The organism is Aeromonas sp. TW 6 (assembly GCF_013168745.1).
Classification (GTDB): Bacteria; Pseudomonadota; Gammaproteobacteria; order Enterobacterales; family Aeromonadaceae; genus Aeromonas; species Aeromonas caviae.
The window spans coordinates 141,314-155,080 of the sequence record NZ_JABERS010000002.1 but is presented as its reverse complement, the minus strand read 5'-3'; the positions used below and the strand labels follow the sequence as shown (position 1 = coordinate 155,080).

At 60.8% G+C, this 13,767-nt stretch carries 12 protein-coding genes; 9 read left to right on the top strand and 3 right to left on the bottom strand.

Features of this window, described 5'->3' with window-relative positions; translation table 11 throughout:
* The first annotated feature begins 2 nt into the window (after positions 1-2).
* A complete protein-coding gene (gene fabB / locus HKD46_RS01620; RefSeq protein WP_029314417.1) occupies positions 3-1,214 on the top strand; it encodes a beta-ketoacyl-ACP synthase I in 1,212 nt (403 codons plus the stop codon).
* Between the two features lie 62 nt (positions 1,215-1,276).
* Here the strand turns inward: fabB and HKD46_RS01615 are convergent, their stop codons facing one another.
* From HKD46_RS01615 to HKD46_RS01605, 3 genes are all read right to left on the bottom strand, one after another.
* Positions 1,277-1,801, bottom strand: a complete 525-nt coding sequence (locus HKD46_RS01615; RefSeq protein WP_139737317.1) for a GNAT family N-acetyltransferase — start codon at positions 1,799-1,801, stop codon at positions 1,277-1,279.
* A 97-nt stretch (positions 1,802-1,898) separates the two neighbouring features.
* Complete coding sequence (locus HKD46_RS01610; RefSeq protein WP_010674491.1) at positions 1,899-2,213, bottom strand: DUF4377 domain-containing protein; 315 nt, start codon at positions 2,211-2,213, stop codon at positions 1,899-1,901.
* Positions 2,214-2,306: 93 nt separating this feature from the next.
* On the bottom strand, positions 2,307-3,593 hold the full coding sequence (locus HKD46_RS01605; protein ID WP_010674492.1) for a citrate synthase: 1,287 nt from the start codon (positions 3,591-3,593) through the stop codon (positions 2,307-2,309).
* Between the two features lie 423 nt (positions 3,594-4,016).
* Here HKD46_RS01605 and sdhC point away from each other — a divergent pair, with 423 nt between their 5' ends.
* The 8 genes from sdhC to sucD all read left to right on the top strand — a co-directional run bounded on the left by sdhC (position 4,017) and on the right by sucD (position 13,611).
* Complete coding sequence (sdhC, locus tag HKD46_RS01600; protein ID WP_029314418.1) at positions 4,017-4,406, top strand: succinate dehydrogenase cytochrome b556 subunit; 390 nt, start codon at positions 4,017-4,019, stop codon at positions 4,404-4,406.
* Positions 4,400-4,744 (top strand): succinate dehydrogenase, hydrophobic membrane anchor protein, encoded by a 345-nt coding sequence (gene sdhD, locus HKD46_RS01595; protein ID WP_010674495.1) that lies wholly within the window; start codon positions 4,400-4,402, stop codon positions 4,742-4,744. The genes sdhC and sdhD overlap by 7 nt, the downstream gene beginning before the upstream one ends.
* A gap of 1 nt (position 4,745) precedes the next feature.
* On the top strand, positions 4,746-6,512 hold the full coding sequence (sdhA, locus tag HKD46_RS01590) for a succinate dehydrogenase flavoprotein subunit (protein WP_029314421.1): 1,767 nt from the start codon (positions 4,746-4,748) through the stop codon (positions 6,510-6,512).
* A gap of 17 nt (positions 6,513-6,529) precedes the next feature.
* The gene (locus HKD46_RS01585; protein WP_171864814.1) at positions 6,530-7,246 is read left to right on the top strand and encodes a succinate dehydrogenase iron-sulfur subunit; all 717 of its coding nucleotides are present in this window, start codon (positions 6,530-6,532) and stop codon (positions 7,244-7,246) included.
* A 114-nt stretch (positions 7,247-7,360) separates the two neighbouring features.
* The gene (gene sucA, locus HKD46_RS01580; protein ID WP_052816295.1) at positions 7,361-10,171 is read left to right on the top strand and encodes a 2-oxoglutarate dehydrogenase E1 component; all 2,811 of its coding nucleotides are present in this window, start codon (positions 7,361-7,363) and stop codon (positions 10,169-10,171) included.
* Positions 10,172-10,257: 86 nt separating this feature from the next.
* Positions 10,258-11,466 (top strand): 2-oxoglutarate dehydrogenase complex dihydrolipoyllysine-residue succinyltransferase, encoded by a 1,209-nt coding sequence (odhB, locus tag HKD46_RS01575; protein ID WP_171864813.1) that lies wholly within the window; start codon positions 10,258-10,260, stop codon positions 11,464-11,466.
* 106 nt (positions 11,467-11,572) lie between these two features.
* The gene (sucC, locus tag HKD46_RS01570) at positions 11,573-12,739 is read left to right on the top strand and encodes an ADP-forming succinate--CoA ligase subunit beta (protein ID WP_171864812.1); all 1,167 of its coding nucleotides are present in this window, start codon (positions 11,573-11,575) and stop codon (positions 12,737-12,739) included.
* Positions 12,739-13,611: a succinate--CoA ligase subunit alpha gene (gene sucD, locus HKD46_RS01565; RefSeq protein WP_005300222.1), complete on the top strand. Its 873-nt coding sequence runs from the start codon at positions 12,739-12,741 to the stop codon at positions 13,609-13,611. Before sucC ends, sucD begins: the two co-directional genes overlap by 1 nt.
* The last annotated feature ends 156 nt before the right edge of the window (positions 13,612-13,767 follow it).

The window sequence follows — 13,767 nt, the reverse complement described above, 5'->3', positions numbered from 1 at the left end:
TAATGAGAAGAGCAGTGATCACCGGTATCGGCGTCATCTCCAGTATCGGCAACAACAAGGAAGAGGTGCTGGCCTCCCTGAAAGCAGGTAAATCCGGCATCACCTATTCCGAGCAGTTCGAGCAGTACAACCTGCGCAGCCGTGTCTGGGGTAACATCAAACTCGATCCGTCTGAACTGATCGACCGTAAAGTCATGCGTTTCATGGGTGACGCCGCGGCCTACGCCTACCTCTCCATGCAGCAGGCCATCGAAGATGCCGGCCTGCCGGAAGAGATGGTCTCCAACGAGCGTACCGGCATCGTGACCGGTTCCGGCGGCGCCTCCGGCAAGAACACCTCCGAATCTGCTGATATCGCCCGTGAAAAGGGCGTCAAGCGGGTGGGTCCCTACATGGTGCCGCGTACCATGTCCTCCACCACCTCCGCCTGTCTTGCCACCCCGTTCAAGATCAAGGGTGTCAACTACACCATCAGCTCCGCCTGTGCGACCTCTGCCCATTGCATCGGTCACGCCCTGGAACTGATCCAGCTTGGCAAGCAGGACATCATCTTTGCCGGTGGCGGCGAGGAGCTGGACTGGTCTTCCACCATCCAGTTCGACGCCATGGGCGCGCTCTCCACCAAGTACAACGACAACCCGGAAAAAGCGTCCCGCACCTATGATGCGGACCGCGACGGCTTCGTCATCTCCGGTGGTGGCGGCATTCTGGTGGTCGAGGAGCTGGAACACGCCCTGGCCCGTGGTGCCCACATCTACGCCGAAATCACCGGTTACGGTGCGACCTCCGACGGCTACGACATGGTGGCCCCGAGCGGTGAAGGCGCCGTGCGTTGCATGAAGATGGCGATGCAGGGTGTCGGCAAGGTGGACTACATCAACACTCACGGTACCTCTACTCCGGTTGGTGACACCAAGGAGCTGGAAGCCATTCAGACCCTGTTTGGCAGCAATGCCCCCAAGCTCTCCGCCACCAAGGCGATGACCGGCCATGCCCTGGGCGCCGCCGGCGTGCACGAGGCCGTCTACTCCCTGCTGATGATGGAACACGGCTTCATCGCCCCCAGCATCAACATCGAGAATCTGGACGAGAAGGCCGTGGGCCTGCCCATCGTGCGTGAATACGAAGCGGCCGACCTCAATACCGTCATGTCCAACAGCTTCGGCTTTGGCGGTACCAACGCCTCTCTGGTGTTCAGCAAGTTCAAGGCTTGATGCTCACCGGATTGACGACATAGAAAAAGGCGCCGAAAGGCGCCTTTTTTATTGAACTCTTTTTATTGAACTCTGCTGATGGTTCTCGGTTCTGGACCGTTGTCTGCCAGGGGCAACCGCATATAGACCGCCCCGTCACCATACTCCACCAGCGATTTGCCGGTGTCGGCGGGCACAAACCCCTGCTTGCGCCAGAAGGCGGGGGCATCCTGAACCGCCACCAAGCCTGCATGGCGATATCCAGCATGGCTCGCGAAAGCGAGCGCCCTTGCCAGCAGCCGCTGTCCGACACCCAGGCCGCGTGCCTTGCTCGAGACAGCGAGATCGTGCAGATAGAACTCGTCGTGACCGGCCAGCGCCTTCATCGGCACCGAGAGGGGCGGGGGCTGGTGGGCACGCCAGGGGTGGCAGAGCAGGTAACCCAGCACCTTGCCCTGACGCTCGGCCACCCAGCAGGAGGCGGGGGCCAGCTCGGTTTTGTTCTGCATCACCTCGAGGGGCTCTGGTTCGAACTGGTGATAACACTCGTGCTGGATGGCCATGATGGCGGGCCAGTCTGGCGTGCGGATGGTGCGGATCGTGATCATGATGCGGGTCGGGTCCGTACTCAAACCGTGGCAAAAAGGGGTGACAGCATACCCCAGAGAGCACACAAACGAAACCGGGTCACCTGTCAGCGACTCGTCAGCGAACCGGTTCCTTGCTCACGACCTTGACCAGCTGGTAGCGCAAGGAAGGGGCATCGGCCGGCACATCGGCAAGTTGCTCCTTGGTCACTTCCAGCTGGTAGCGGTAGCCCGGCTCGAAGGTGAAGCCTTCGATCTGCTGATAGAAGAGGCTCCAGCTCTCGCCTGGCTGACTACGTACCTGCATGCACTTCATGGGGGCGACGCCGACGCAGTCTGCCAGTTTGTCCTGGATATAGAGGGTTTCGGTGGTCGGGGCGCTCTGGCAGGCGCTGAGCAGGAGGGCGGAGCTGAGGAGCAGGGGAGATTTCATGATGAGTGTCCTTGGCGTAAAAGGGCGCGATTAAACCTGCAAAAGAAAAGGCGGTCAATGACCGCCTTTGTAACAAACCATGACAGATCGGGCTCAGCGCTGGTCGAGGGGCACGAATTCGCGCAGGGGCTGACCGGTGTAGAGCTGACGGGGACGGCCGATCTTCTGATCCGGGTCCGAATGCATCTCGTTCCAGTGGGCAATCCAGCCGATGGTACGGGAGATGGCGAAGATCACGGTGAACATGGACATGGGGATGCCGATGGCCTTCATGATGATGCCGGAGTAGAAGTCCACGTTCGGGTAGAGCTTCTTCTCGATGAAGTAGGGGTCGGACAGCGCGATGCGTTCCAGCTCCATGGCCACGTCCAGCAGCGGATCCTTGATCTGCAGCTCGGTAAGCACCTCGTGGCAGGTTTCACGCATCACGGTGGCACGGGGATCGTGGTTCTTGTAGACCCGGTGACCGAAGCCCATCAGACGGAACGGATCGTTCTTGTCCTTGGCGCGGCCGATGTACTCGGGGATGCGATCCACGGAGCCAATCTCTTCGAGCATCTTGAGGCAGGCTTCGTTGGCACCACCGTGGGCCGGGCCCCACAGGGAGGCGATCCCCGCGGCGATACAGGCAAACGGGTTGGCACCGGAAGAACCGGCCAGACGCACGGTGGAGGTGGAGGCGTTTTGCTCATGGTCCGCATGCAGGGTGAAAATGCGGTCCATGGCGCGCTCGACGATGGGGTTGACCTTGTACTCTTCGGTCGGCACGCCAAACATCATGTGCAGGAAGTTGCCTGCATAGGAGAGGGCGTTGCGCGGCTGCATGAAGGGCTGACCGATGGAGTACTTGTAACACATGGCGGCCAGGGTCGGCATCTTGGAGAGCAGACGGAAGGCACAGATCTCGCGATGCTCCTCGTTGTTGATGTCGAGGGCGTCGTGATAGAAAGCGGACAGCGCGCTGACCACGCCGCACATGACGGCCATGGGGTGGGCGTCGCGGCGGAAGCCGCGGAAGAAGAAGGCGATCTGCTCGTGCACCATGGTGTGGCGGGTGACCAGACGTTCAAATTCCGCATATTGGGTCTTGGTGGGGGCCTCGCCGTACAGCAGGATGTAGCAGACTTCGAGGTAGCTGGCCTGGGTGGCCAACTGGGCGATGGGGTAACCGCGGTGCAGCAAGACACCCTGGTCGCCATCGATGTAGGTGATAGATGATTTGCAAGAACCGGTGGCCATGAAACCGGGGTCGAAGGTGAAATATCCTTGCGTGCCCAGCTTTCTGACATCGATCACATCGGGTCCAACGGTACCGGAGAGGATCGGCAATTCAACCGGCTCTTTTCCGGGCAGATGTAGGGTGGCTATCTTATCAGCCATAGCACGTCTCCTTTGCTCTTTTATAATTTGGTTCCAGCCCTACTTTATTACGACTGTTATGACGCTGGCAAAGGTTCTTACCCGTACCACGGCGGCTGGAGCGCCTTATTTGAACCAGAGAACCATGTCTTTGTCAATTTTGCTGGATGATCATTAATGACTTGTTAAAGCTGTTGTGAGATCTGGTTTACGGTTTTGGATTTTCTGTGTAGCTATTTGATTGTCATTGGTTAAGGCCGCCGATATACTGCGCCACGTGGGTGATGGTCGTCGGTGTTTGAAACGCTTTCGCAAAGCCAGATGTGATATCGAAAATGTTATTTTTGGCTTTCCTGAGTTGTTTTGGTAACAAAAACCTAGCAAATGCCACTCCTCGCCCTCAAAGCGTGTGAAAACAATAACTAACGTGCTCAATGGAGCTGAGTGGGCAAAGCCGTGAAAAACAAACAGAGACCTGTAAACCTCGACCTACAGACGATCAGCTTTCCTGTCACCGCCATCGCTTCCATCTTGCATCGTGTCTCAGGGGTCATCACCTTTGTGGCACTGGCCATCTTGCTGTGGATGCTTGGTACTTCACTCGCCTCTCCCGAAGGATTTGAATCGGTCGTTGCCATCATGGACAACTTCCTGGTCAAGTTCGTGCTGTGGGGGATCCTGACCGCGCTGGCTTACCACATCGTGGGCGGTCTGCGGCACCTGGTCATGGACATGGGCTATTGGGAAGAGCTGGAATCCGGTAATCAGAGTGCCCGTGTGGCCTTCGTGATCACCGCGGTTTTGGCGGTATTGGCGGGGGTACTGGTATGGTAACCAATTCTGCAACTTTCGGGCGCAGCGGTGTTCATGATTACATCCTGATCCGCGCCACCGCCCTCATCATGACGTGCTACGTCCTCTATCTGGTTGGCTTTGTCGCGTTCAACGACATCACCTACGAGGTGTGGACCGGTTTCTTCTCCAACACCTTCACCAAGGTCTTCACCCTGCTGACGCTCGTATGCGTCTTGATCCACGCCTGGATCGGTCTGTGGCAGGTGCTGACCGACTATATCAAGCCGGTCGGACTGCGCGGTGCGCTGCAGTTTGTGCTGGTGGTGGTGCTGTTTGTCTATGTGATGACTGGTTTCGTCGTGCTGTGGGGTGTGTAAGGTGACTATTCCAACTCGTGAATTTGATGCGGTCGTGATCGGTGCCGGTGGCGCCGGTATGCGCGCCGCGCTGCAGATTGCCCAGTCCGGCAAGAGCTGCGCCCTGTTATCCAAGGTTTTCCCGACCCGTTCCCACACGGTCTCCGCCCAGGGCGGGATCACGGTCGCCCTGGGCAATGCCCACGACGACAACTGGCAGTGGCACATGTACGACACCGTCAAGGGCTCCGATTATATCGGTGATCAGGAAGCCATCGAATACATGTGCAAGACCGGCCCCGAGGCCATCTATGAGCTGGAGAACATGGGCTTGCCTTTCTCCCGCTTTGACAACGGTACCGTCTACCAGCGTCCGTTCGGCGGTCAGTCCAAAAACTTCGGCGGCGAGCAGGCTGCCCGCACCGCGGCGGCAGCCGACCGTACCGGTCACGCCCTGCTGCACACCCTGTATCAACAAAACGTCAAGAACAAGACCACCGTCTTCTCCGAGTGGTATGCCCTGGATCTGGTGAAGAACCAGGATGGCCATATCGTCGGCTGTACCGCCATCGACATGGAGAGTGGCGAGGTCGTCTACTTCAAGGCCAAGGCCACCGTGCTCGCCACCGGCGGCGCCGGTCGCATCTACCAGTCCACCACCAACGCCCACATCAACACCGGTGACGGCGTCGGCATGGCGCTGCGTGCCGGGGTCGGCGTGCAGGACATGGAGTTCTGGCAGTTCCACCCCACCGGCATCGCCGGGGCAGGGGTACTGGTGACCGAGGGTTGCCGTGGTGAAGGCGGCTACCTGCTGAACAAGGACGGCGAGCGCTTCATGGAGCGTTATGCGCCAAATGCCAAGGACCTGGCCGGTCGCGACGTGGTGGCCCGCTCCATCATGATCGAGATCCGCGAAGGCCGTGGCTGTGACGGTCCCTGGGGCCCGCACATCAAGCTCAAGCTGGATCACCTCGGCAAAGAGGTGCTGGAATCCCGTCTGCCGGGCATCTGCGAGCTATCTCGCACCTTCGCCCACGTGGATCCGGTCAAAGAGCCCATCCCCATCATCCCGACCTGCCACTACATGATGGGCGGCGTGCCGACCAGCGTGAACGGCCAGTGCCTGACCCAGGACAAAGATGGCAACGACGTGCCGGTGGTCGGTCTGTTCGCGGTGGGCGAGATCGCCTGCGTCTCCGTGCACGGTGCCAACCGTCTGGGTGGCAACTCCCTGCTGGATCTGGTTGTGTTCGGTCGTGCTGCCGGCATGCACCTGGTGGAGACCCTTGGCTCGATGGAGCACGGCGTGGAAGCCACCGACGCCGATATCGCCAAGGCGCTGGAGCGCTTCAACCGCTGGGAAAACAACCGTGACGGGGAAGACCCGGCCCAGATCCGCAAGGATCTGCAGCGCTGCATGCAGAACAACTTCTCCGTGTTCCGGGAAGGGGATGCAATGGCAGAAGGGCTGGCCGAGCTGAAACTCATCCGCGAGCGTCTCAAGAACGCCCGTCTGGACGACACCTCCAAGGAGTTCAATACCCAGCGCATCGAGTGCCTGGAGCTGGACAACCTGATGGAGACCGCCTATGCCACCGCGGTGGCGGCGAACTTCCGTACCGAGAGTCGTGGCGCCCACAGCCGCTTCGACTTCCCGGAGCGTGACGATGAGAGCTGGCTGTGCCACAGCCTCTATCATCCGGACACCGAGTCCATGACCCGTCGCGCTGTCAACATGTCACCCAAGACCCGTGAGGCGTTCCCGCCCAAGGTCCGGACTTACTGATTGCGGAGCCAAGCACAATGAACGTCACATTCTCTGTCTACAGATACAATCCGGACGTTGATAACGTCCCGTATATGAAGGATTATCGTCTTGATATTCCTGAAGGTTCCGACATGATGGTGCTCGACGCACTGATCCAGCTCAAGGAGCTGGATCCCACGCTCGCCTTCCGCCGCTCCTGCCGCGAAGGGGTCTGTGGATCTGACGGTCTCAACATGAATGGCAAGAACGGTCTGGCCTGCATCACGCCGCTCTCGGATCTCTTGAAGAAGGGCAGCAAGGTCGTCATTCGACCCTTGCCCGGTCTGCCGGTGATCCGGGATCTGGTGATCGACATGACCCAGTTCTACACCCAGTGGGAGAAGGTCAAACCCTTCCTCATCAACGACGAAAAACTGCCGCCCGTGCGTGAGCACCTGCAATCCCCCGAAGAGCGCGCCAAGCTGGATGGCCTGTACGAGTGCATACTCTGTGCCTGCTGCTCCACCTCTTGCCCCTCCTTCTGGTGGAACCCGGACAAGTTCATCGGTCCGGCCGGCCTGCTCGCCGCCTATCGCTGGCTGGCGGACAGCCGCGACACTGCGGCCAGTGAGCGACTGGGCAAACTGGATGACGCCTTCAGCGTGTTCCGCTGCCACGGCATCATGAACTGCGTGAACGTCTGTCCCAAGGGCTTGAACCCGACCAAGGCCATCGGTCAGATCAAGTCGATGTTGCTCAACCGGGCCGTGTAGTATCGGGGCCAGGGCGCCTTGCGCCGGGCCCGACCTCTGGATAGCCATCCCGCCCCGGGATGGCTATGACCCTACAAGCTGCAGTGCAGCGAACAAGATGTACAAGGGATAGAAATGCATAACGGCGTGATGAAGGCCTGGTTGGAGTCATCTCACCTGGCTGGTGCGAATGCAAGCTACATTGAGGATTTGTACGAATCCTTCCTGGAAAACCCCGACTCCGTTGCCGACGAATGGCGCAGCCTGTTCCAGTCGCTGCCCCAGGTCAACGGACATGCAGTAGAACAACCCCACTCCCAGGTTCGCGACTATTTCCGCCGCCTGGCCAAGGACTCCTCCCGTTACAGCGCTCCCGTCTCCGATCCCCAGGTGGATGCCAAACAGGTTCGCGTACTGCAACTGATCAACGCCTTCCGTTTCCGCGGTCACCAGAACGCCAACCTGGACCCCCTGGGTCTGTGGCAGCGCGAGCCGGTCGCCGAGCTGGACCCGGCCTTCCACAATCTGCAAGGTGCAGACATGGAGGCCACCTTCAATGTGGGCTCCTACGCCATCGGTCGCGAGACCATGGTGCTCTCCGATCTGTATGCCTCGCTCAAGAAGACCTATTGCGGCAGCATCGGCGCCGACTACATGCACCTCACCTCCACCGAGGAGAAGCGCTGGCTGCAAGACAGGCTGGAATCCATCGAAGGGAAGGGCAACTATACCCTCGAAGAGAAGACCCGCTTCCTCGAGAGCCTGACCGCCGCCGAAGGGCTGGAAAAATACCTGGGTGCCAAGTTCCCGGGGGCCAAGCGTTTCTCCCTGGAAGGGGGCGATGCCATGGTGCCCATGCTCAAAGAGCTTATTCGCCGCGCCGGTGAGCAGGGTTGCAAGGAAGCCGTCATCGGCATGGCCCACCGCGGTCGCCTCAACGTGCTCATCAACGTACTGGGCAAGCGCGCCCAGGACCTGTTCGACGAGTTCGCCGGCAAGCACGGCGAATCCTGGGGCACAGGGGACGTGAAGTACCACATGGGCTTCTCCTCCGACTTCGCCACCCCGGGCGGCAACGTCCACCTGGCGCTCGCCTTCAACCCGTCGCACCTCGAGATCGTCAACCCCGTGGTCATCGGCTCCGTCCGTGCCCGTATGGACCGCCGCGGTGACAAGGACGGCTCCAGCGTCCTGCCCATCACCATCCACGGTGACTCCGCCATCGCGGGGCAGGGGGTCGTTGCCGAGACCTTCAACATGTCCCAGACCCGTGCCTATGGCGTGGGCGGCACGGTGCGCATCGTCATCAACAACCAAGTGGGCTTCACCACCTCCTATATCCGTGACCTGCGCTCCACCGAATATTGCACCGACATCGCCAAGGCGGTGCAGGCCCCTGTGCTGCACGTCAACGGGGATGACCCGGAAGCCGTGGTGCTGGTGACCCAGATTGCCCTGGATTACCGCAACACCTTCAAGCGCGACGTGGTGATCGAGCTGGTCTGCTACCGTCGTCACGGCCACAACGAGGCTGACGAGCCGAGCGCGACCCAGCCCCTGATGTACCAGAAGATCAAGCAGCACCCGACCCCGCGCAAGATCTACGCCGATCAGCTGATCGCCGAAGGAGCCATCGCGCCGGAGCTGGCCACCACGCTAGTCAACGACTATCGCGACACCCTGGATCGGGGCGAGCGGGTGAGCAAGGAGTGGCGCCCCATGGAGCTGCACTCCGTGGACTGGACGCCGTATCTGGGTCACGACTGGGCCATGGCCTATGACAGCACTGTGCCCATGGATCATCTGAAGGCCCTGGGTGAGCGCATCAGCCAGTACCCGGCCACCCATGTGCTGCAACGCCAGGTCGAGAAGATCTACGAAGACCGTCGCCTGATGGCCGCCGGTGAGAAGCTGGTGGACTGGGGCTTTGCCGAGACCCTGGCCTACGCCACCCTGGTGGACAAGGGATCCCGCATTCGCTTTACCGGGGAAGACTCCGGCCGCGGTACCTTCTTCCATCGCCACGCCGTGCTGCACAGCCAGACCGATGCCAGCACCTACACCCCGCTGTGCAACCTGCACGAGAGCCAAGGCCCGTTCGAGGTGTACGACTCCGTGCTGACCGAGAACGCGGTATTGGCGTTTGAATATGGCTACGCCAGCGCGGAACCGGCCGGTCTCACCATTTGGGAAGCCCAGTTCGGTGACTTCGCCAACTGCGCCCAGGTGGTGGTGGATCAGTTCCTCTCCTCCGGCGAGCAGAAGTGGGGCCGGATGTGCGGCCTGACCATGCTGCTGCCCCACGGTTACGAGGGCCAGGGCCCGGAGCACTCCTCCGCCCGTCTGGAGCGTTACCTGCAGATGTGCGCCCAGCACAACATGCAGGTGTGCGTGCCCTCCACCCCGGCGCAGGTGTTCCACATGCTGCGTCGCCAGGTGGTACGCCCCATGCGCCGTCCGCTCATCGTGATGACGCCCAAATCCCTGCTGCGCCACCCGCTGGCGGTGAGCAAGCTCGAAGAGCTGGCGGAGGGCACCTTCCAGAACGCCATTGGCGAGATCGATGCGCTGGATCCCAAAGGCGTCAAGCGCGTGGTCTTCTGCTCCGGCAAGGTCTACTACGACCTGCTCGATGCCCGTCGCAAGGCGGAGCAGCAGGACGTGGCCCTGGTACGGATCGAGCAGCTCTACCCCTTCCCGGAAGAGGAAGTGCGCGCCATCCTGGCCGATTACAGCCATGTCACCGACTTCGTCTGGTGTCAGGAAGAGCCGCAGAACCAGGGCGCCTGGTACAGCACCCGTCATCACTACGACAGCGTGCTGCCAAGCCATGCCCGTCTGCGTTATGCCGGTCGCCCGGCCTCGGCCTCACCGGCTGTCGGTTACATGTCCGTCCACGCCAAGCAGCAAAAAGCCCTGGTGGAAGACGCCCTTACCCTGGAATAACGAGTTGTGGATGAGAGGGCCCGTGTCGGGACCCTCTCTGACCTGGAACAAGCCTGCTGGCCAAGAAGTAACAAGGAACTGATTACATGACTATCGAGATCAAGGTACCGGACCTGCCGGAATCAGTGGCGGATGCCACCATCGCGACCTGGCACAAGAAACCGGGTGATCTGGTTGCCCGTGACGAAGTGCTGGTTGACATCGAAACCGATAAAGTCGTGCTGGAAGTGCCCGCGCCGGAAGCCGGCGTACTGGGCGACATCCTGCAGAGCGAAGGGGCGACCGTGCTCTCCCGCCAGCTGATCGCCATGCTCAAGCCGGCCCCCGTTGCCGGTGAAGCGACCAGCGAGAAGCCGGTGGAAGCCGTGGCCGACGACGCTGCCGATGGCCTTAGCCCTTCCGTGCGCCGCATGGTGGCCGAGCACGACATCGACGTCGCCAAGCTGACCGGCACCGGCAAGGGTGGTCGTGTCACCAAGGAAGACGTGGAAGCCTTCATCAAGAATCTGGGCAAGGCTCCTGTGGCTGCGCCGACTGCTGCCGCTCCCGTGGCTGCCGCTCCCGTGGCTGCCGCACCGGTTGCCCCGCTGGCCGGTCGCACCGAGAAGCGTGTGCCCATGACCCGTCTGCGCAAGCGCATCGCCGAGCGTCTGCTGGAGGCCAAGAACACCACCGCCATGCTGACCACCTTCAACGAGATCAACATGGCGCCCATCATGAAGCTGCGCAAGCAGTACGGCGAGATCTTCGAGAAGAAGCACGGCATCAAGCTCGGCTTCATGTCCTTCTACGTGAAGGCGGTGGTGGAATCCCTCAAGCGCTACCCGGAAGTGAACGCGGCGCTGGACGGTGACGACATCGTCTACCACAACTACTTCGACGTCAGCATCGCCGTCTCCACCCCCCGTGGTCTGGTGACCCCGGTGCTGCGTGACTGCGACAACATGAGCCTGGCCGACATCGAGAAGGCCATCAAAGATCTGGCCAGCAAGGGCCGTGACGGCAAGCTGACCGTGGATGAACTGACCGGCGGCAACTTCACCATCACCAACGGTGGCGTGTTCGGCTCCCTGATGTCCACCCCGATCATCAACCCGCCCCAGAGCGCCATTCTGGGCATGCACAAGATCCAGGACCGCCCCATGGCCGTCGACGGCAAGGTCGAGATCCTGCCGATGATGTACCTGGCGCTCTCCTACGATCACCGCATCATCGACGGCCGCGAGTCGGTGGGCTTCCTGGTCTCCATCAAGGAGCTGCTGGAAGACCCGACCCGTCTGCTGCTGGATGTCTGAGCAAGCGTGACTGAAAGATAACGAGGGGCCGCCCAGGCCCCCATTCACAGGGGATTGAGAAACACGAGCCCCGGACGGAAATACCTACAACACGGATAGAGCATCTATGAATCTGCATGAATATCAGGCAAAACAGCTGTTTGCCGAGTATGGCCTGCCGGTCTCCGAAGGTTATGCCTGTGCTACCCCGCAGGAAGCGGCCGAAGCGGCCGACAAGATTGGCGGCAACACCTGGGTCGTCAAGTGCCAGGTCCACGCCGGTGGCCGCGGCAAGGCGGGCGGCGTCAAGCTGGCCAAGAGCAAGGACGAGATCCGCGCCTTCGCCCAGAACTGGCTCGGCAAGAACCTGGTGACCTATCAGACTGACGCCAATGGTCAGCCGGTTACCAAGATCCTGGTGGAGTCCTGCACCGACATCGCCAAGGAACTGTACCTGGGCGCCGTGGTCGACCGTGGCTCTCGCCGCGTGGTCTTCATGGCTTCCACCGAAGGTGGTGTGGAGATTGAGAAAGTCGCCCACGAAACCCCGGAACTCATTCACAAGGCTGCCATCGATCCCCTGGTAGGCCCGCAGCCTTATCAGGCCCGCGAGCTGGCCTTCAAGCTGGGTCTGGTCGGCGATCAGATCAAGCAGTTCACCAAGATCTTCATGGGCCTGGGCCAGATGTTCCTGGACTGCGATTTCGCCCTGCTGGAGATCAACCCCCTGGTCATCACCGACAAGGGCAACCTGCACTGCCTCGACGGCAAGATCAACATCGACGCCAACGCCCTGTACCGTCAGCCCAAGCTGCGCGAGATGCACGACCCGTCCCAGGATGACCCCCGCGAAGCGCACGCCGCCCAGTGGGAGCTGAACTATGTGGCGCTCGATGGCAACATCGGCTGCATGGTCAACGGCGCGGGCCTGGCCATGGGCACCATGGACATCGTCAACCTGCACGGCGGTTCCCCGGCCAACTTCCTGGACGTCGGCGGCGGCGCCACCAAGGAGCGCGTGACCGAGGCCTTCAAGATCATCCTCTCCGACAGCAAGGTACAAGCCGTGCTGGTCAACATCTTTGGCGGCATCGTGCGCTGCGACATGATCGCGGAAGGCATCATCGGCGCCGTCAAGGAAGTGGGGGTGAAAGTGCCCGTGGTGGTGCGTCTGGAAGGCAACAACGCCGACCTGGGTGCCCAGAAACTGGCCGAAAGCGGCCTCAATATCATCGCCGCAACGAGTCTGACTGACGCAGCTCAACAAGTGGTAAAAGCAGCGGAGGCCAAATAATGAGCGTTCTGATCAACAAAGACACCAAGGTGATCTGCCAGGGCTTTACCGGCGGTCAGGGTACCTTCCACTCCGAACAGGCGATTGCCTACGGTACCCAGATGGTCGGCGGCGTCTCCCCGGGCAAGGGTGGCACCACTCACCTCGGCCTGCCGGTGTTCAACACCGTCCGTGACGCCGTGGAAGCCACCGGCGCCACCGCCTCCGTCATCTATGTCCCGGCCCCGTTCTGCAAGGACGCCATCCTGGAAGCCATCGATGCCGGCATCAAGCTCATCGTCACCATCACCGAAGGCATCCCGACCCTGGACATGCTGGACGTCAAGGTGAAGCTGCAGGAAACCGGCGTGCGGATGATCGGCCCGAACTGCCCGGGTGTCATCACCCCGGGTGAGTGCAAGATTGGCATCATGCCCGGCCACATCCACAAGCCGGGCAAGGTGGGCATCGTCTCCCGCTCCGGCACCCTGACCTATGAAGCGGTCAAGCAGACCACGGATGAGGGATTCGGCCAGTCCACCTGCGTCGGCATCGGTGGCGACCCCATCCCGGGTTCCAACTTCATCGACATCCTCGAGATGTTCCAGAATGACCCGCAGACCGAAGCGATCGTGATGATCGGCGAGATCGGCGGCAACGCCGAGGAAGACGCGGCAGCCTACATCAAGGCCCACGTCACCAAGCCGGTGGTCTCCTACATCGCGGGTGTGACTGCCCCGGCTGGCAAGCGCATGGGTCATGCGGGCGCCATCATCGCCGGTGGTAAAGGCACCGCGGCCGAGAAATTTGCCGCCCTGGAAGATGCCGGCGTGAAAACCGTGCGGTCGCTCGCCGATATCGGCAAGGCCCTGCGTGAAGTGACCGGCTGGTAAGTTAGCCTGTTATCTCTGATAAAAAAGCCGCCCAATGGGCGGCTTTTTTCATTAAAAAGTTTTATAACCACCTAGCTGCAGCCAATCATCTTGGCTTGATTCAAGTCAAGCATCAATGCAAGATTGATGATATCAGATCAGCATTACATCAATTAA